14 protein-coding genes and 3 pseudogenes are annotated in these 18,481 nt (G+C 66.0%); 12 read left to right on the top strand and 5 right to left on the bottom strand.

All coding sequences use genetic code 11. From position 1 onward, the window contains the following. The first annotated feature begins 396 nt into the window (after window positions 1–396). Window positions 397–612 (top strand): hypothetical protein, encoded by a 216-nt coding sequence (locus tag ACWEH3_RS28155; RefSeq protein ID WP_450021827.1) that lies wholly within the window; start codon window positions 397–399, stop codon window positions 610–612. 341 nt (window positions 613–953) lie between these two features. On the opposite strand, the gene ACWEH3_RS28150 is transcribed toward ACWEH3_RS28155, so the two are convergent. Further along, window positions 954–1,439, bottom strand: a complete 486-nt coding sequence (locus ACWEH3_RS28150) for an Lrp/AsnC family transcriptional regulator (RefSeq protein WP_450021829.1) — start codon at window positions 1,437–1,439, stop codon at window positions 954–956. Between the two features lie 61 nt (window positions 1,440–1,500). Between ACWEH3_RS28150 and ACWEH3_RS28145 the strand changes: the two genes are divergently transcribed. Then, complete coding sequence (locus tag ACWEH3_RS28145) at window positions 1,501–2,127, top strand: LysE family translocator (protein ID WP_450021831.1); 627 nt, start codon at window positions 1,501–1,503, stop codon at window positions 2,125–2,127. Between the two features lie 204 nt (window positions 2,128–2,331). Next, window positions 2,332–3,578: pseudogene (locus tag ACWEH3_RS28140) on the top strand (IS256 family transposase). Window positions 3,579–4,762: 1,184 nt separating this feature from the next. Here ACWEH3_RS28140 and ACWEH3_RS28135 read toward each other — a convergent pair. Then, window positions 4,763–5,889: pseudogene (locus ACWEH3_RS28135) on the bottom strand (IS701 family transposase). A 368-nt stretch (window positions 5,890–6,257) separates the two neighbouring features. Here ACWEH3_RS28135 and ACWEH3_RS28130 point away from each other — a divergent pair. Next, window positions 6,258–6,662: a hypothetical protein gene (locus ACWEH3_RS28130; protein WP_450021833.1), complete on the top strand. Its 405-nt coding sequence runs from the start codon at window positions 6,258–6,260 to the stop codon at window positions 6,660–6,662. Window positions 6,663–6,939: 277 nt separating this feature from the next. On the opposite strand, the pseudogene ACWEH3_RS28125 reads toward ACWEH3_RS28130, so the two are convergent. Together ACWEH3_RS28125 and ACWEH3_RS28120 are read right to left on the bottom strand one after the other, a co-directional pair. Continuing rightward, a pseudogene (locus ACWEH3_RS28125) lies at window positions 6,940–7,553 on the bottom strand (IS1380 family transposase); the annotation flags it as partial. Window positions 7,554–7,598: 45 nt separating this feature from the next. Continuing rightward, the gene (locus ACWEH3_RS28120; RefSeq protein ID WP_450021835.1) at window positions 7,599–8,501 is read right to left on the bottom strand and encodes a helix-turn-helix transcriptional regulator; all 903 of its coding nucleotides are present in this window, start codon (window positions 8,499–8,501) and stop codon (window positions 7,599–7,601) included. 115 nt (window positions 8,502–8,616) lie between these two features. Here ACWEH3_RS28120 and ACWEH3_RS28115 point away from each other — a divergent pair, with 115 nt between their 5' ends. Together ACWEH3_RS28115 and ACWEH3_RS28110 are read left to right on the top strand one after the other, a co-directional pair. Then, a complete protein-coding gene (locus tag ACWEH3_RS28115) occupies window positions 8,617–9,981 on the top strand; it encodes a hypothetical protein (protein ID WP_452358412.1) in 1,365 nt (454 codons plus the stop codon). A 187-nt stretch (window positions 9,982–10,168) separates the two neighbouring features. Continuing rightward, window positions 10,169–10,414: a hypothetical protein gene (locus tag ACWEH3_RS28110; RefSeq protein WP_450021839.1), complete on the top strand. Its 246-nt coding sequence runs from the start codon at window positions 10,169–10,171 to the stop codon at window positions 10,412–10,414. A 557-nt stretch (window positions 10,415–10,971) separates the two neighbouring features. Here ACWEH3_RS28110 and ACWEH3_RS28105 read toward each other — a convergent pair. Then, window positions 10,972–12,492 (bottom strand): catalase, encoded by a 1,521-nt coding sequence (locus ACWEH3_RS28105; RefSeq protein WP_450021841.1) that lies wholly within the window; start codon window positions 12,490–12,492, stop codon window positions 10,972–10,974. A 373-nt stretch (window positions 12,493–12,865) separates the two neighbouring features. Between ACWEH3_RS28105 and ACWEH3_RS28100 the strand changes: the two genes are divergently transcribed. From ACWEH3_RS28100 to ACWEH3_RS28075, 6 genes are all read left to right on the top strand, one after another. Then, window positions 12,866–13,195 carry a DUF732 domain-containing protein gene (locus ACWEH3_RS28100; protein WP_450021844.1) on the top strand — a complete coding sequence of 110 codons (330 nt, stop codon included), beginning with the start codon at window positions 12,866–12,868 and terminating at the stop codon, window positions 13,193–13,195. Window positions 13,196–13,308: 113 nt separating this feature from the next. Next, complete coding sequence (locus ACWEH3_RS28095) at window positions 13,309–14,358, top strand: fused (3R)-hydroxyacyl-ACP dehydratase subunits HadA/HadB (RefSeq protein WP_450021846.1); 1,050 nt, start codon at window positions 13,309–13,311, stop codon at window positions 14,356–14,358. Window positions 14,359–14,519: 161 nt separating this feature from the next. Then, entirely contained in the window at window positions 14,520–14,684 is a 165-nt protein-coding gene (locus ACWEH3_RS28090) for a hypothetical protein (protein ID WP_355080886.1), read from the top strand. A gap of 278 nt (window positions 14,685–14,962) precedes the next feature. Further along, window positions 14,963–16,162: a PP2C family protein-serine/threonine phosphatase gene (locus ACWEH3_RS28085; RefSeq protein WP_450021896.1), complete on the top strand. Its 1,200-nt coding sequence runs from the start codon at window positions 14,963–14,965 to the stop codon at window positions 16,160–16,162. Next, the gene (locus ACWEH3_RS28080; RefSeq protein WP_450021848.1) at window positions 16,159–17,784 is read left to right on the top strand and encodes a sensor histidine kinase; all 1,626 of its coding nucleotides are present in this window, start codon (window positions 16,159–16,161) and stop codon (window positions 17,782–17,784) included. The genes ACWEH3_RS28085 and ACWEH3_RS28080 overlap by 4 nt, the downstream gene beginning before the upstream one ends. After that, a complete protein-coding gene (locus tag ACWEH3_RS28075) occupies window positions 17,781–18,227 on the top strand; it encodes a response regulator (protein WP_450021850.1) in 447 nt (148 codons plus the stop codon). Before ACWEH3_RS28080 ends, ACWEH3_RS28075 begins: the two co-directional genes overlap by 4 nt. Window positions 18,228–18,481: the final 254 nt, after the last annotated feature.

Here is an 18,481-nt window from a genome sequence, read left to right as displayed (position 1 = left end):
ACCGACAGTGGCATTCCCAAGCCATCGGACAGTAGGTGGATTTTCGAGCCGGACTTGCCGCAGTCAACCGGGCTCGGGCCGGTCGGAGATCCCCCTTTTTCGCCCGGCCGCTTGCGACACACCGGAAACGAACTACATCGACGTGAGGCAACGTCTAAGCTTGAGCTTCAACCTACGACAATTTGAAGGCCACGGTGTGGCGGGTGCTAGGGTTCACGCGCCATCGCCGCGAAGCCGATCGCTGGATCGCGTTCCGTGGGTACTGGGGCATCGTCGCGTTCAACTGCCAGCCAGGCGTAGGCGGGGGCGCACGGGAAGGGTGGTGTAGAAGGTGACATCGGATGGTTCCGTCGTAACCACATGGTGCCCGTGCCATGCGTGGAGTCCTCGGAGTAGTTGAATGCGCTGATCGAGGGGTGGGATGCCGCCGATGACACCCGTCGGATCTGGTCTCGGGCACGCACCATCAGTGAGCACTTCGCGGTCGAGGCGCCGCTGCTCAAACCGTTGCCCGTCGACCGCTGCGGAACCGGCCGACGATCCTCGCCCAAGGCCGACCGCTACAGCCAGGTCGCGGTGCAAACCAACCACTACAGCGTCCGACCCGCTTGATCGGGCGTACGATGACCGCGATGCTGCATGCCAACGTCGTGTAAATCTACGACGGCACAACCCTTGTCGCGGTTCACGAACGGTTCATGGGCAAAGACGGGGCGCGTCTGGAGTTGGACCACTACCTCGAGGGTCTGCTGCGCAAACCCGGTACGCTGCCGGGTGCGACCGCGTTGGAGCAGGCCCGCGCGGCGGGGAAGTTCACCCCGATGCACGATGCCTGGCGGACCGCGGCACACAAGGCCCAGGGCGACGCCGTCGGCACGCCGGCTCTTCGGATCAGTCACTTCCGAAACCCGCCATGCAAGTGGTCGAAAGCAACTCGAGTTCAAAGCTGGTACTCAGCGCAATGGAGAAACCCACGGTTCGCCGAAGATTAGTTGAGTGCGGCAATGAACAACTTGAGGCAACGTGAGCAGGCGGTCGATAATCGCAGATTGGAGCGCGGTGCTGTCTTCCACCGCGACGTGTAGCAGGTAGTCCTCCGTCCCGCTTACGTTGTAGAGAGCGAGCACCTCCGGCATCTGAAGTGCTCGTTGGACGAAGTCGGTCGCGGTCTCGCGTGAGTGGGGGCGAACCTGGATGCCTAGGAAGGCCTGCTCGCCGCGTCCGAGCCGCGCCGGATTGACATGGGCACGAATGGAGGTGATCACTCCGCTTCTTCTCATTCGGCGGATGCGCTCGAGGCAAGTACTTGGCGCCACCCCCACTCTGGCGGCGATCTCCTTGTTCGGCACCGTCGCGTCGACCTGAAGAACCTCCAAGATCGCCCAGTCAACCGAATCAAGTTCGGCGATTTTCCGATTTACGCTCCTCGATTCGGCCACCGGTACATGGTACCGAACGGCCATCTACCGTGACACGTTCCCGTCTATGGAAGGTGGTCACATGCCGATTGGAACATGGGGGGCGTTTGTAGCTTCTCTCATCGTGGCGCTTGTTGTGCCTGGGCCGGATTTTGTGGTGATCGTTCAGTCGACGACCCGCGGGATCCGTCGTGGCCTCGCGGCTACCTGGGGCATCGTCACTGGCCTTTGTCTACACGCTGGGCTCACGGCTGCCGGACTCGCGGCGCTCTTGGCCTCTCTTCCCAGTCTCATGAACGTGCTTCGCCTTGCGGGGGCAGCAGTGCTGTTCGTACTAGGCGCCGCCATGCTCCGGAATTGGCGGTGCGCAACAATCGACTCGGGAGACCGCGCGGGGGGCCCTCAAGCCTTCATTCGCGGCTTTCTCACCAACATCACCAACCCGAAGGCACCCTTGTTCTTCGGCGCTGTGCTGCCCCAATTCCTGGACACTCATACGGATATGCACACTCGAACGGCTATCCTCGCCTTGACTGTAGTCCTGGGTTCGGCACTTTGGTGGACGAGTGTTGTGATCCTCATTGGGCATACGAATGTTGTAAAATCGCTCCAAGTCAGCCGCGTCCTTACGCTCGGGGGTGGCTTGATGCTGATCGTCATTGCAATCGCGCTTGCCATTGGAACTGTCTACACGCTGGCAGCAGCGTAAGATGCATGGTGAGTTCGCGTTTGCTAGTGTTTGGAATCGTTTGCATCCATCACTGCCACCTCCGGACACATCTGTAACGTGACGGTACCCCACGGATGTGCTCGCCGGGACTGTCGGAACAACGGCGGATTTGACCTTGGTCTGACTGGCCGGACCTGCCGGTTCGGCGGGAAGGATCGAGCAGTGTCGGAGACACTCGACGCCGTGGCGAAGAAGGGCGCGGCGGATACCAAGAAGCTGGCCGAGCAGCTGCTGAAGCAGACCAAGGAACGGGGCATCGACCTGGTCGGCCCAGGCGGGTTGCTCAACCAGCTGACCAAAACCGTGCTCGAGACCGCGTTGGAAGCGGAGATGACCGAACATGTCGGCTACGAGAAACACGACCCGGCCGGGCGCGGAACAGGAAACTCCCGCAACGGGACTCGGTCGAAGACGGTGGTCACCGAGATCGGTCCGGTCGAGATCGACGTGCCGCGTGACACCAGCTCGACGTTCGAACCGAAGATCGTCAGGAAACGTCAGCGGCGGGTGTCGGGGGTCGATGAGATCGTGTTGTCGCTGACCGCGAAGGGGTTGATGACCGGGGAGATCTCGGCGCATTTCGCCGAGATCTACGGCGCTTCGGTGTCCAAGGACACCGTCTCCGCGATCACCGACAAGGTGTCGCGGAGATGACCGACTGGTGCAACCGGCCTCTCGATCGCGTGTATCCGGTCGTGTTCATCGATGCGATCCACGTGAAGATCCGAGATGGCCAGGTCACCAACCGTCCGATCTACGTGGTCATCGGTGTCACCGTGGCCGGTGAGCGCGACATCCTCGGGTTGTGGGCCGGCGACGGTGGCGAGGGCGCCAAGTTTTGGCTGGCCGTGCTGACCGAGATCAAGAACCGCGGCGTCGCCGATGTGCGCATCGCTGTCTGCGATGGGCTGAAAGGCTTGCCGGAGGCGATCACCACCGTCTGGGAACGCACGATCGTGCAAACGTGTGTGATCCACCTGCTGCGCAACTCATTCCGATATGCCGCCCGGCAGTATTGGGACCAGATGAGCCGTGACCTCGAGCCGGTCTACACCGCGCCGACCGAGGCCGCGGCAAAAGAACGGTTCGGTGAGTTCGCCACGAAGTGGGGGCCACGGTATCCGGCGATCGTCAGATTGCGGGAGAACGCGTGGAGTGAGTTCGTGCCCTTCCTCGACTACGACGTCGAGATAAGGCGGGTCATCTGCTCAACCAACGCCATCGAGTCCCTCAACGCCCGCTACCGCAGGGCGGTGCGGGCGCGCGGGCATTTCCCGACCGAGCAGGCGGCGCTCAAGTGCCTGTATCTGGTGACCCGCTCGCTGGACCCCACCCGACGCGGCCGGGCACGATGGGCGATGAGGCGGAAGCCCGCGCTGAACGCGTTCGCCATCACCTTCGAAGACCGGATCACCCCGACCGGAAACTAACCAACACCGGGGTCAGATCCGCCGCTTACCCGACAGCCCCGGAGTTCAATCGCTGTCAGTTACCGACCAGCGTGCCTGCGTCCGACGGCCGACCCCGGGCATGGAACCTTTTTGCACAGATGTTCTATTAATCCGGTCTCGAGGCAGTCGACGGGCCGACGGCGCCACAGCCTCCCCGCCGCTGACCGGCCTCCCGCGCCCCGAGCAGCTTGCAGTTCTGTGCGCTCGCACGGACACCATCCACGCTCGAGTCGGCGCCTGCGAAGCCCCGCCGATGCTCTCCACCCGCCAGCGAACACCCTACCGACCCCCGGGCCCTGGGCGAGGCGCTGCCCGCCGGTGGGCCACCACGCGATAGCTGATCGCCTCCACCGAACGCCTCTGCCTAGTGCTGGGATTACTCGCCGCGGCAACCGTCGCCGAGGGCAATCCCCGCCCAGATCCGCAGACACCAGGCCATCGAGGTGGAATTCGAACTCCGGTCCGTGAACGGCCACGTGACGCTCACCCTTCGACAGCGGGTTCCACGGGACGCGGTCCAACCAGCGCAGTGATAGACGGACATGCTGGCCGAAAGACTCCCGAATCCGAATGAACCCCGAACCGGTCTGCGGCGGTTCGGGGCTCGTTCAGGGGTATTCGCGCCTACCATCCGATCGCTCAAACAGTTGACCGCTCAAATCTATCCTGTGTGTAGAGCATCTGGAAAATCCGCTGTCGCGCCGACAGGTGGGCGGTCCCGGCTCAGGCGGCGATGCTGAGCATGCTGGCGCGCACTCTGGGCAGTCGGCTTGCGATGATCTGGGCTGCAGATTCGCGGGCTTTGCGGTCGTTGTGGCCGTAGTAGCGGTCGGTGGTGTTGACCGATTCGTGCCCGGCATCGCGGGAGACAACGAAGATCGGGACACCGTCCTGCAGCTTCCACGATATCGGTATGGCGCAACGTGTACGGGGTCAGGACCTTGCCGCCGAGCGTACGAATCGCGGGGCCGAACCGCGCCAGCAAGTCTTCCGGGTCGGCATCACGCCACAGTGCCTTGTTCCGCAACAGCTTGCGATCTCTGCGCGCACATGATTGATCTGCGACGCATCGCCCCGGCGACGGTCGTCTACGGCCTGCTGCGATCAGCCGATTCCGGTGGGTCGACAGAATGCGCACTTAAAATCAGAGCAGATCTTCAGGCTCAGCCAGTGCATGGTCGGCATCTCGATGGCTGCCCTAACAACCCGAAAGGTCTGATACTCCTGAGGGTCATGCCGATGTGACGGATCGCCGCTGGTAGTGGCTTATTTTTGCGCGGTGTTGGTGGCGTCGTCGCCATGTCGACCACGTCAGCCGGTGCCAGGTGCCGTGGATCGGGTTGATAATGAGAACGGCCAATAAGTGTCGAATCTCGTTGCGGGTCAAGGGGATCAGACCGATTTGTGAGTCCGGGCTCGCGATGGCGTGCTCGGTGACGGTGAGGAAGGCGTGAGCCAGCATCGCCAGGATCGTCCAGCGCCGCCACGAGCGCCAGCGACGGACCTGATGTTGGTCCAGCCCACACAGGCGTTTGCCGGTCTGGAAATTTTTCCTCGATCGACCATCGGCGGCCGGTGACGAGACTGTGCAACGGCACGGGTTCGGGTGCATAGCAGCGGTAATAAGCCAGCTCACCGCTGCTGTGGTTGCGGCGGATCAGCAGCCACCGATACCCGGGTGGGTCGGCGTCGGTATCGGGAGCGGTGCCGATCCACGCCCAGTCGTAGAGCCGGGGGCCTTTTGCGCCGTCACCAGCCGAGTGCGGCTGCCAGCCGCTCCGCGGCACCCGGTCGGCGAGTGCGTCGGCGCGATAGCGGCCAGTCGGAGTGTTCACCCGCCGGTCACAGGCGATGGCCGGTACGTATCCGACGCCGCGGGTCTCGAGCGCGCCCCGCAATGCGGGGTCGGCGCCGTAGACCTCGTCGCCGGTGACCCATGCGGCGGCCACGCCCGCGTCGAGAGCGCGGGTGATCATCGTGCGCGCCAACGCGGGCTTGGTCGCGAACCCGACATCGTCGGGACACCGGCCGCCTCGCAGCGGACGCGGTCGATGGCCCAGGATTTCGGCAGGTAGAGTTCGCTGTCGATGAACGCGTGCCCGGTTTCGGTGGTGTAGCCGAGATAGACTGCCACCTGCGAGTTCTCGATACGCCCGGCGGTACCGGTGTATTGGCGTTGGACCCCGACAGTGGCCGTGCCCTTCTTCAGGTCGCCGCTTTCGTCCACCACAAGAATCGGATCTACCTCGCCGAGGTGCTCGACCACATAGCCACGGAGGTCATCACGCACCGCATCCTCGTCCCACACCGCTCCGGCCAGGAAATGCTGCTCGCATCCGGTGTTTTGTCGCCAGCGGCCTCGGCCAGGGTCCAACAGTTCTTCCTCGGCAGCTCGGACATCAAGCCGCTCACCATCTTCGGGCCGTCCGCCGAGACTCGACACGTCCGAACCGCCTCGCCACACGATCCATCAGTTTGTCGAACAACACAATCCATCGGTCAACCTCTACGCTGTTACCCACGGCCACCACACCTCATCCAGAGCACAGACAACCCTGGATGATCACCCGGTGGCCGCCCTACTTCCTGGTAGAAGCGCCCGGCCACGAACTATCGATGGAGTACTACTCCCGAATCGTGGACTCTACGATCGTTCGTGTGAGTGCCCCGAAACTTCGAGCATCCGATGCGAGCGGACAGACACTGGATGATCCGACCGACACCCAGGTGCACGACCTCTTCGCGTGCCTGAACGCACGCTGGCCGTTCGCAATCGTGGAAAGGCTCGATTGCGAACCGACGGGCCAGTTCTACTTCCAAATTCACCTCGATTACGTCGGTGACCAGGACCCGGATACCGGCGAAAAGGTTGACGTCGATTACGACGTCGAGTTCCGCGACGGCGGCCCGGACAAGCACTACCGCGCCAGGGTTACCGGCGCGTACACCATCGCCGGAAAGGATCTCGCGTACATCGTGTACACCGTGTATCGCGCGTGGCGGACCGAAGATCCCCAGCTGGAAGCTCTGCTGTCGTGGGAATTGCTAACATCCGACAGCTGAGCCGATGTATCGGCAAGCCTTTCCAATCGGGCACTTCAGCTGGACACCGAGCCGATCCCGGCAGCGCTGAAGGTTGGTCGACGCGGCTGCGGGCGGTGAAGCAACCACCACCTGACGGCGAAGTCCGGCTGGAGTACTAAGCCTTGATTCACGGATGCGGTTTGTCTGTGGTCCGCGCGCCGCTGGCGCGCGGACCAGCGGGTTGTGGTAGCCGGTAGCCGCTGGTCTGCCCAGCCCTTCCACTGTTGTTCCTGGTCGTAGGGACGGTTGCGGGTGTTCAGGCGGTCGAGAGTGTGGCAGTGGTGGCGTGCCACAACTGCCGCCAAGCCGTGGCCCAAGGCCAATGCGCGGGCAGGTGCAGCACAGGTTTTCGTTGCGGACGGGCGAACCGGGCGGGAACTGCGATGATCTTGCGTCGCAGCGTGGTTCCGCGGGCTCTGCCCAGTTGCGGGTCGGCGAGCGCGCCAGCGGCGCGCAGCAGGTTATGGGCGATCGCCGCGCACAGCACCCAGGCGGAGTTCGCGCCGAACCGCCCGGACGGCATGTGTGCCAGCGGGCCGTCGATCAGGTCAGCGAACACGGTCTCGATGATCGCGTGGCGGCGGTGAGTGAGGTCGGCATCGACGGTGGGTTCGGTCGTATCGGTGAAGAACGGGTGGTACCGCCAGACCGGGAACAGTTCGTCCTGGCGGGCGGCATCGCGAACGCGGCGCACGATAAGTCGGGCAGCGACCCGATCGGGCCTGAGGCAAAAGCGGTGTACAAGATTTCGGCGACTTCGGCGTCAGAGATCCAGTTCCCGGTGTCGGGATCGCGGACCGCGCCCGGATACTTCACCGGTGTCCACGCATCGGCGGGGATCGACGCGATAGCCCGCGCCACGGCACGGTTGTTGGGCCACAATCATTGTTCACGTCACCGAAGCAACCCTGGCCCTCACCCCACTGCCGCATGATACATCTCCCGATGCTCCGCCCACGGACGCGACCGCTCCTCCGGACTCATCGCCAACAACTCCCGCAATTTCCCCCACGCCACCTCACCGGTCGGCGTATACACCTGCATCCACGCATTCGGCACCGACGGCAACGACATACTCGTCAAAAACATCTCCAACTCCCCCACCGCCAAATTCCGCACCGCCTTCGTCCGACTCACCGGCACCGCCACATCATTCAACGCCCACAACGACGCGAAACTCTCACTTTCTCCACACAACTCCGCAATGAACTCCTCCCACCCCGGATCACCAAGATTCTTCGCATACGCCCCACGCAAATACCCCACCATCCGCCGCAGATCATCCCAATTATGACGGTAGGCGTTGCAGCACTCCGGAGTCAAAAACACCCGACGCGCCACGTTCCGCTCCCCCGCCAGAAACCCCGGGCACAACGCCTCATACGACGAGTTGTGCGCCAACACGTCATACCTCGCACTCAACACCACCCCCGGCAACGGCTCCAGGTGATCCAAGATCACCTGCAACTCCTCCGGCAACGCCGACCCCGAATCCACCGAAGGCACCGTCGGCACGTCCGCCAACCGATACAAATGCGCCTTCTCCGCCGCATCCAACGACAACGTCCGCGCCACCGCATTCAAAACCTGGACGCTTACATTGATTTGGCGCCCCTGTTCAAGCCACGTGTACCACGTTATTCCGATCCCGGACAATTGGGCGACTTCTTCGCGACGGAGCCCCGGTGTACGTCGACGCGTTCCCGTGGGGATGCCGACATCCTCGGGTGAGATACGCGCTCGCCGGGATTTGAGGAAGGCTCCTAGTTCCGCGCGCCGCGCCTTGCGCACTGCTCGCACGTCGACGACTTCGGTCATTCCAGAGATCATCCCGTACCGGGACACAAGTATCCAGGTGCTGCTGGTACCAGTTTCGGCGCGGCGCGGTGCCGGTGATGTTCGGTTCGTCCCGACTGGGTACGACTGTGGAGTGGTGCGATGGCGTGAAGCACTCGAAGGCGTCACCGCGTTCCTGGCCGCCGCGGTGGCCGGGCTGTTGCTGGTCGTGCCGCTCAGCTTCGGCAGGACCTGTCATTGCACGCCCTATCAGGTGAATCGATTGGTGTTGAGCGTGCCGCGGGAGGCAGCGATCGGTGTGCTGGTCGCGGCGGTCACCGCGGTGGTCGCGGTCAGCCTGGCCCGGGCGCGTACAGCGTGGTGGATCGCGCTGGCGGCGACATCGCTGCTGTTGGTCACGCACACGGTCGAAGCGAACAGCGCCTCGCCCGATGTCCTGACGACCACCGCCTACCTCGACGCGATCGGCAGCGGCATCCTGCTCGGCGCGACGGGCGTGGCCGTACTCGGCCGCCGCGTGCCCGCGATGGGTTTGGTGCTGGGCGCTGTCGGCTGCTTCGTGATCATCACGCTCTCGCAGGCGTCGGGGCTGCTGGGCAACCCGCATCGGGCGACGGCCGAGCCACACGTGTGGTCGGTGTTGGAAACGCAACCTCTGTGGTTGCTGGCGGCGGTGGCCGGGCTCATCCTGGGGTGCCAGGTGGTCACCCGGCACCGGTTCACGCCGGAACCGATCTATCCGGAACTGCCGCTCAGCCCGGTCATCGCCGCGATCGTGCTCGTGCTGACCGAATTGGCCGTCGCGGAGTGGCGCTTCCGTCACGGCGACGGCAGTCTCGCGCTGATCGTGACGGCACTGTGCACCCTGCTGGCCACGACCGTCGCCGCCTGGCTGCTACCACGCCGGGACGGGATCGCGATCTACCTCGCGGTCGGGCTCAGCGCCACAGGCAGCGCGGTGGGCAACGGTCCGCGACCGATATGGAGCGTGCCGCTCCTGCTGGGCCTGATCCTGCTGGGGTATCTGGTCGGCACCCGAATCCGACCGTCGAATCCCCTGATAGGCGCGGGTTTGCTCGCGGCGGTCGCGCTGTTCGCCTCCGTGGCCCCACCAGGTGGCATGCGCAATGTGGTCACGGCCGCGCTCGCCGTCGTCGCGGGGTATTGCGCGGTCTGCATCCAGCCACGAACGGCGGGCAGCATTCTGGCGATCGCCATCCTGTGGCGCCCCTCGACGGTGGCGCCCACCCGCACCGAGTCGTTCGACTGGACGATGGTGTCGCCGCACCATCTGCACGACTGGGGCCCGGTCACCGTGGTGTCGGGCTCGGAATGGGCGGCGTTCGCCATCGCGGTCGGCTGTGGGATCGGACTCGCTCTCCGCGCTCCTCGAAGAAGAAGAGCACCCACACCGCGCCGCGCTCCGTCCGACATGGCGGCGATGCGACACACGATCTCCAGGGCGTCGACGGCTCGACATGGGCGCATGGAACCGAGTTAGGCGCATACCTCCGCCTTCGCTCCGGCCGTGCGCGGGCTGAAGACGGACTACGCCCAGACAGCACCCATCAGGCGATACGTAGCGGCCAGACCGTGCTCCTGGTCGACGACTGCCTCGCTACCGGCGCGATCAAGCGCGCCGCGCTGGAGCGGTGCGGTGGCTGGGTCCGACGCGAATCGTGGTGGCCGTGCCCGCCTCCCGAGTCCACGTGCCAGGAAGTGGGTCGATCCGTGAACCGAATCGTGTGCGCGACCACACCGGGCGTCGCCTATCGGTCGCGAACCGAGCGGCGCAGCCACCTGCTTCCGCAGCATGGACCGCCAACCAGTTCGACGCGCTGATCCACATCGACGAGACCAGCGCACTGGAACCGACCAGTACCTCCCGATGGGAAGCCGGGGAACTGCCCGAAACCTACCCCTTCGCCGTGTGACCGGTCGCGCCGCCGTGGTGTGGCAGCGAACTACCGTCATGATGCGGCGCCGATATCCCGCCGTGGTGCGGCACAGGTCGACCGAGCGGCATCTGCGGTACCGGCGGCGCGGGCGGAACGAATCGCAGGATTTCGGAGAATCCCCGGAATCCACCGGGAATGGGAACGTCCAGCGGGAGATCGGGCTCGCCGACGGACGACGGCTCCGCCGCGGCGGGAGCGGCGGAAACCACCGCTGCCGCGGCCACACCAACCGCGGCGATCGCCCAGGCGGCCCACGAACTGTGTCGCGAGCGTTGATCAGGTCGAACATCGGCGTCGAACGCCATCATGCGGTCCTCCGATCTGCGTCGGCCGGCCCGGTACGATCCATCCGGTACCACGGGGCGTCACCGAGCTCGAATTCGTTCGAAACACCACGGTGCTTGCGGTCCACTGGATCCGGAGAGTCATGCTCCCGCACACACTCGAAGAGCCGGCGCGGGACACCCGACGAAAAGATCACGAAAAGACAACGAACAAGCGGCCGGTCGGCACCGGCCGCTTGTTGGCGTCCGTCAGGCTTTCGCTTGCGCCGACGAGCGAGCCGGATTCGCTTGTCCGGCCGCCTTTGGGTCGAGTTCGTCCTGTTTCGCGCGCACCCCGGCCTCGACCCGGTCGCCGAGATTCTTGTCGACATTGCGCCAGTACTCGAATGCCCGGTCCAGCACCGGCGCGCTGACGCCGTTCAGCAGGTGCCCGACGATGTTGTCCACCAGCCGCTGCCGTGCCGCGTCGTCGAGCACGTCGCGGACCATGGTGCCCGCTTGGCCCCAGTCGTCGTCGTCCCGGTGCAGCGTGTAGGCCGAGCGCACGAGCTCGCCGTCGGTGTGCCACGTCGCGGGCGGACCAGCGACGGCGGGATCGGCGTGCGGGCCGCCCTTCGAGTTCGGCACGTACACCGGATCACCCGGGTTGTGGTGCCGCAGCGCGCCATCCTTGCTGTACGAGCGGACGGTGGTGGCGTGCGGTGTATTGACCGGGAGCTCCTTGTAATTGGCGCCGATACGGTGCCGGTGCGCGTCGGGGTAGGAGAACCAGCGGGCCATCAGCATCTTGTCCGGGCTCGGCCCGGTGCCGGGTACCGAACTACTCGGCTCGAATGCCGCCTGCTCGATCTCGGTGTGGTAATCCGCCGGATTGCGGTCGAGCGTCATCCTGCCGACGTCGATCAGCGGATAGTCGCCGTGCGGCCACACCTTGGTCAGGTCGAAGGGGTTGAACCGGTAGGACTTCGCCTCGTCGAACGGCATGATCTGCATCTTCAACGTCCAACTCGGGAAATTGCCGCCTTCGATGGATTCCCAGAGATCGCGGGTGTGATAGTCGGTGTCCATCGCCGCCATCTGATCGCCTTCGTCCTGGGTGAAGAACTCGATGCCTTGATCGGTCTTGAAGTGGTACTTGACCCAGAACCGTTCCCCGGAAGCGTTCACCCACATGTAGGTGTGGCTGGAGTATCCGTTCATGTGCCGCCACGTGCGCGGGATACCGCGGTCACCCATCAACCAGGTCACCTGGTGCGCGGATTCCGGCGACAGCGTCCAGAAGTCCCATTGCATGTCGTGGTCGCGCAGATTGTTGTCGGCGCGGCGCTTCTGGGAACGGATGAAATCCTGGAACTTCATCGGGTCGCGCACGAAGAAGATCGGCGTGTTGTTGGCGACCATGTCGAAGTTACCCTGCTCGGTGTAGAACTTCAGCGCGAACCCGCGCGGATCGCGCCAGGTGTCGGGGCTGCCACGCTCTCCCGCGACGGTGGAGAAGCGGGCCAGCATCTCCGTCTTCTTCCCCGGTTGGAATACCTCGGCCATGGTGTAGGCACTCACGTCGTGGGTGACCTCGAAGACGCCGAACGCGCCGCCGCCCTTCGCGTGCGGCTGGCGCTCGGGCACGCGTTCCCGATTGAACGCCGCCATCTTCTCGATCAGATACCAGTCCTGCAGCAGGATCGGCCCATCCGGCCCGACGGTCAGTGAATGCTCGTCGCTGGGGACCGGGATCCCGGCGTCATCGGTGGTGTAGTTCGGGCCAGACATCTCTCTCCTCTCCTACGGAGCCGCAGGCAGGAGGCCGGCGACGAGACCGCGGGGACGAGCGGCGCGACCGCTTCACGACCGCGACGTGGTTTGCGGGTAGGTTCCCGCGCTCGACGAACAGCATCGCGGCCGCGGCCAGCCGAAGGCCTGTACCCGTCCCGTCGGTCCTGTCGATCGACTTCCCAGGGAACCACTGCTCAAACTAGCGCTGACCAGGCCCTCCGCGACGAGGAGCGACCGGGTCCGCGCCACCGGCGGCGCGCGATCGGTACGCGCACGACCGGCACGGGGGCTCTTCGGCGGGGCGGCCGCCGCCCGGCTAGGCTGCGTCGGCTGTCGCATGCCGAATTCCGTCCGACCACAGATTCCTTCGATGGGAAACGAAATGAAGCTCGCGCTGTGCGGGGTGCTGGTCGTCTGTACGTTGTCCGTCTCCGCGGTCGCGGCGGCGTTCCTCGTCACCGAAGCGCGTGCGCACGCCCCGCGCGGTGCCGCCAAAGGCTATTTCGCCGATCTACAGCGGCTCGGCGTGCGGACCGCGGGCGACGGCGTGACCGCGGCGCTGCTCGATCTGGGCTACGCGGTGTGCCGGGAATTGGCGGCGGGAGCGCCCGAAGCCGACATCGTTGTGCGGGTGAGCGCGCACCAATCGGTGGACGAGGCCGCCGCCGTGGTGGTGGCCGCCGAGCGGAATCTGTGCTGAACCGCCACGATCGGCGACCGAGGCGCCCCGGTCCGCGGACGTCTCCGGCCGCGAAACGGCGTGCGATGCGGGCTGACCGGAAATCCGCCTCTCCTTGGGTAGATTCCCCCGCGATGTCCAGAATCCCTGCTACATCGAGTGCGAACGACGCGGCCGACGCCGCGGTGCCCGCCGCTATGGTCGGGCGCCGGTATCGCAGCGGCGATCACTACGAGGTCGCCCGCGAGAAGATCCGTGAGTACGCCCGCGCGGTGCGCAATCGGCACCCGGCGCACTGGTCGGAGGACGCCGCGGCCGACCTCGGCTACGGCAACCTGGTCGCTCCGCCGACCTTCGGCGCGGTGCCCGGGTATCTCGCCTACGCCGAGGTGTTCGACACGATCCTGCCGGGCTACGACCTGAGCCGGACCATCCAGACCGACCAGATGATCGAATTCCACCGTCCGCTCCTGGCCGGCGACCGGATCGGTTTCGAGATGTCTCTGGACTCGTTCCGGCACGCGTTCGGCGGCGACCTCATCGTCCTGCGTCAGACCATCCTGGACCGGGACGATCGCCCGGTGCTCACGTCTCGGACCAGCTTGGTCGGGCGGGCCGACGAGGCCTTGCCTGCCTGGTTGGACGCTGTGGTGATGCACGGAGTACGCCCGGAGGCCCGGCAGCAGCGCCGGGTCCCCGACCCGCGCCGCGTGGGGAACGGCAGCGAGCCCTCCCGCGAGACGCCCGTCACATCGGCGAACCCGCGGGGACGGCGGTTCGAAGCCGTGCGTCCCGGCGCGGAACTTCCCCCACGCACACTCACGGTCAGCCAAGGCGACCTGGTCAATTACGCCGGAGTGGCGGGCGACCCGAACCCCATCCATTGGAGCACCGAGGCGGCGGCCAGGATGGGGATGGGGACGGTTGTCGCGCAGGGCATGTTCACCATCGGGCTCAGTGTGGATTTGCTCACTTCGTGGCTGGGCGACCCCGGGGCCCTGCGCTCCTACAACGTCCGGCTGACCAATCCGGTGCACGTCGGCGCGACCGGAGGCCGGATCGAGTTCTCGGGCCGGGTGAAACACCTGGACGCGGACACGCGCACCGCCACCGTCGCGGTCACCGCCGAGCACGACGGACACAAGATCTTCGGTCGCGCGACGGCCGAGGTCGTCCTCGCGTGATCGCGCGACCCGTCCGCGCCGCCGGATCGGTGTGTTTGGCCCGGAGCGACGCGGGCACGTTGGAGGCGGAGCACGCGCCCGCCGGGATCGGTGGACGCGAACTCGGCACTCGATCGAGCGGGCAACCGGCCCGCTCGCACCCGAAAGGACCGGTATCTGTCGTGGTTGTGCTTCTTGCTGTGATCGGCTCGGCTTCCCTTGCCGTCATCGCGGTCCATGCCACGGTCGTCGCACGCAGCTTGGCGGAAGTCCGCTCCCCGCGCCGTGACGGCGCGACCCGGGACGACGAGCGGAGCACCGCACGACTGACGGGCACCATGGTCTGATCTTCCCGCGCCCTTCGCGCCCAGCCTCCGCTTCTGCCCAGGTGAACACCGTCATGTCTCGGTCGGGTGGCGGATCGGATACGATCTTGCCTGCCTCTCGGTCCAGCAAACGGCCGCTGAGACAGTAGGCGTGCGCTGGTGCCGCCATTGGGGATCGGAGGCCGGGTTGTCGGTGTTCGCCGACGACGGCATCAGTGGTGTCAGTCGTTTCGTCACCACCGGACCCACGACCGGCGGTGTCCGTGCGGCGTGACGGGACAGACGACGATCCCGAGGTGATGGTCGGCGCGGATTGGCCGTGGCAGCAACCTTCGGTGCTCTTGATCGAGGACGATCCGGGGGATGCGCTGCTGGTGGAGGAACTGGTCGTGGACGGCGCGCCGGGCCTGCGACTGGACTGGGTCCGGTCGCTGGCGGAGGCCGCCGAGCACCTCGCCTCGGCCGTGCCCGACTGTGTGCTGCTGGACCTGCATCTGCCCGATGCCAACGGGCTCGAGGCGGTGGAGCGCATCCGCAAGCACACCGACCAGGTCGCGATCGTGGTGATGACCGGGCTCGATCAGGAGCAGACCGGGTTGGCCGCGGTCGCGGCGGGAGCCCAGGACTATCTGGTCAAAGGCCGGGTCGAGCCGGAGCTGTTCGGGCGCGCCGTGCGGTACGCGATCCAGCGCAAGCAGGCCGAGCGCACCAGCGCGGCCCTGCAGGCGAGCAATATGCGCGCGCAAGAGAACGCGCGGCTGGAGCGCGGTCTGCTGCCCACCCCGCTGTTGCGGGGACAGCGGGTCGTCGACGTCGTGGCGCGCTACCGTCCCGGCCGGGCCCATTCACTGCTCGGCGGCGATTTCTACGACGTCGTGCAGGACGCGGACGGCACGGTGCACGCCGTCATCGGCGACGTGTCGGGCCACGGCCCGGACGAGGCGGCGACCGGCGTGGCCCTGCGCCTGGCCTGGCGCACCCTGGTGCTGAGCGGCGTCACCGGCGCACGGCAACTGCGGCTGCTCGAGCAAGTGCTGCTGGCCGAACGCACCGGCAAGCAGACCTTCGCGACGGTCACGAGCCTGGTGTTGCATCCCGGCGACCGCCGCGCCCAGGTGCTGCGGGCCGGGCACCCGGGGATGCTGCTGCGCTCGGCTTCCGGATTGACCTGGGTCGAGGTCCCCGGCGGGCCCGCCCTGGGCTTCCTGCCCGGTCGTGCCGAGTGGCCCGTCCACGATCTGGAGCTGCCGCTGGGCTCCGGGCTGATGGTGTTCACCGACGGCCTGTTCGAAGGGCACGCCGGAACCGATCGGGAACGACTCGGTGAGCAAGGGCTGATGGAGGTCGCACGCGCCGTGCGAGCCGCGGATCCCGACTGGTTCGTCGACGAGCTGATCGGTCGCGTGGAGGCGCTGGCGGGTGCGTCCGGCGGATTGGACGACGATGTCGCCATTCTGTATCTGGGATGGAACGGCGACGGGCAAGAACAGGAGCGATGACGATGACGACCGGTCGAGCGCCGCTCAGCGCACGATTGACCGCCCAGGCCTGGTTCCAACTGGTATTGGCCGCGATGGTGCTGGTGGTGATCATCGGCACCGTGGCAGGCGCCCAGGTGATCGCGCAGACCAACCGCGTGACCGATCGGCTCATCGACAGGACGTTGCCCGCGGCGGCCGAAGCCTACCGGTTACAGAGTGCCCTGGTTAACCAGGAGACCGGTCTGCGCGGCTACCGGATCACCGCCGACCCGCAGTTCCTCCAGCCCTACCGGGACGGCACCCGGGACGAGGCGCAGTCGGCGACCCGCCTGCGCGAGCTGCTGGCCGATCGACAGCCGCTGCTCGACGAGCTCGACGCCGTGGAGCAGGCCGCACAGCGCTGGCGCGACGAGTTCGCGGAGCCGCTGGTCGCGGGGTTGGCCTCTGGATCACCCCTCGGCACCGACTCCACCACGCCGGTCCGCGGTAAGCCGCTGTTCGACGACATCCGGACACGTTTCGACACCCAGAACAGCAGTCTCGCGGCGGCCATCGCGCACGACGAGGACGAGCTGACACACACTCGCGCGGTCCGGGACGCCGTGCTGGCCGGGATGGTCGTGGCGTTCCTGCTGACCGGTGTCCTGCTGACCGTGCTGATCCGGCGCTTGATCGTCCGTCCCCTCGGGTCCTTGACGGATGCGTCGCTGCGGGTGGCGGGCGGCGACTTCGATCATCACATCGAGGCCCACGGCCCCGCCGACCTGGCGACCGTCGCGAACGCGGTGGAGAGCATGCGCCGCCGCATCGTCGCCGAGCTGGATTCCTCCCGAGCCAAGGAAGCGGTGCTCGCGGAGCAGAAGACGGATCTGGACCTGCAGGCCGTGGAACTGCGCCGGTCCAACGCCGAGCTGGAGCAGTTCGCCTACGTCGCCTCACACGATCTGCAGGAGCCGCTGCGCAAGGTGGCGTCTTTCTGCCAGTTGCTGGAGAAGCGCTACGGCGACAAGCTCGACGAGCGCGGCAAGCAGTACATCGACTTCGCCGTCGACGGCGCCAAGCGGATGCAGGTGCTGATCAACGACCTGCTCACCTTCTCCCGTGTCGGCCGCGTCACCGACCGCACCGAACCCACCGGCCTCGGCCCGTCCCTGGACAAGGCGCTGACCAATCTCTCCGCGGTGATCGATGACACCGCCGCGAGCATCCAGCGACCCGACGAGCTGCCCGAGATCATCGGCGATCCGACCCTGCTGACCATGCTGTGGCAGAACCTGATCGCCAACGCCATCAAGTTCCGCGAGCCCGACCGCGTACCGCGGATCGAGATCACCTGTGAACCGGCCGAGAACGGCAGTGGCTGGCTGCTGTCGATCTCGGACAACGGCATCGGTATCGCGCCCGAATTCGCCGAGAAGGTGTTCGTCATCTTCCAGCGGCTGCACAATCGTGAGGAGTACAGCGGAACCGGTATCGGGCTGGCTGTCTGCAAGAAGATCGTGGAGTATCACGGTGGCCGGATCTGGATCGATACCGAGTACACCGCGGGCGCCCGTTTCTACTTCACCCTGCGCACCGCCGAATCCGACCTCACCGGCCGCACCGCCGACGTACCCGCCCCCGAAGGAGCCACCGCATGACCGATCCCGGCCAGCCCATCGACATCCTGCTCGTGGAGGACGACCCGGGCGACGAGCTGATGACGCGAGAAGCCTTCGAGGACAACAAGATCGGCAACACCTTGCACGTCGCCAGGGACGGCGAGGAGGCGCTCGAATTCCTCTATCGCCAAGGACGGCACGCGGACGCCCCGCGGCCTGATCTGATCCTGCTCGACCTGAACCTGCCCAAGTACGACGGCAGGCAGGTGCTGGAGAAGATCAAAGCCGACCCCGATCTGTCGCACATCCCGGTGGTCGTGCTCACCACCTCCGCGGCCGAGGAGGACATTCTGCGCAGCTACCGGCTGCACGCGAACGCGTACGTCACCAAGCCGGTGGACCTCGACCAGTTCGTCGCCGCCATCAAACAGATCGATGAGTTCTTCGTCCAGGTCGTCCGGCTGCCGCGGCAAATCCTGTGATGGCGCTCGCCGCGGTGCCGGCGCCGGAGATTCTCACCGACGGGACCGCGGCCTTGCATGGGGAATGATCAACTGGGTATAGCTCGGGGAGAACGGCACATCCACGGCGAACACGACAGCCGAGCTCGACGGCGGTCCACGTGCTCGGCGTGGCGAGTACAGCGCACCGATCCCCGATAGGGAGGTAACGAGGTGACGGCGCATCGACGCTATCGGCGAGGCACGACGACGGGAAAACCGGCCCGCGACAGACA

Source organism: Nocardia sp. NPDC004718 (assembly GCF_053601535.1).
Note: the sequence above shows the minus strand (reverse complement) of the source record. Positions and strands in the feature narration are given on the sequence as shown.

What these genes read in the sequence shown, in the direction of transcription:
- ACWEH3_RS28145 (WP_450021831.1), top strand. Translation starts at nt 1,501, where the DNA reads ATGCCGATTGGAACATGGGGGGCGTTTGTAGCTTCTCTCATCGTGGCG.
- ACWEH3_RS28120 (WP_450021835.1), bottom strand. Translation starts at nt 8,501, where the DNA reads ATGACCGAAGTCGTCGACGTGCGAGCAGTGCGCAAGGCGCGGCGCGCG.
- ACWEH3_RS28105 (WP_450021841.1), bottom strand. Translation starts at nt 12,492, where the DNA reads ATGTCTGGCCCGAACTACACCACCGATGACGCCGGGATCCCGGTCCCC.
- ACWEH3_RS28100 (WP_450021844.1), top strand. Translation starts at nt 12,866, where the DNA reads ATGGGAAACGAAATGAAGCTCGCGCTGTGCGGGGTGCTGGTCGTCTGT.
- ACWEH3_RS28095 (WP_450021846.1), top strand. Translation starts at nt 13,309, where the DNA reads ATGTCCAGAATCCCTGCTACATCGAGTGCGAACGACGCGGCCGACGCC.
- ACWEH3_RS28085 (WP_450021896.1), top strand. Translation starts at nt 14,963, where the DNA reads ATGGTCGGCGCGGATTGGCCGTGGCAGCAACCTTCGGTGCTCTTGATC.
- ACWEH3_RS28080 (WP_450021848.1), top strand. Translation starts at nt 16,159, where the DNA reads ATGACGATGACGACCGGTCGAGCGCCGCTCAGCGCACGATTGACCGCC.
- ACWEH3_RS28075 (WP_450021850.1), top strand. Translation starts at nt 17,781, where the DNA reads ATGACCGATCCCGGCCAGCCCATCGACATCCTGCTCGTGGAGGACGAC.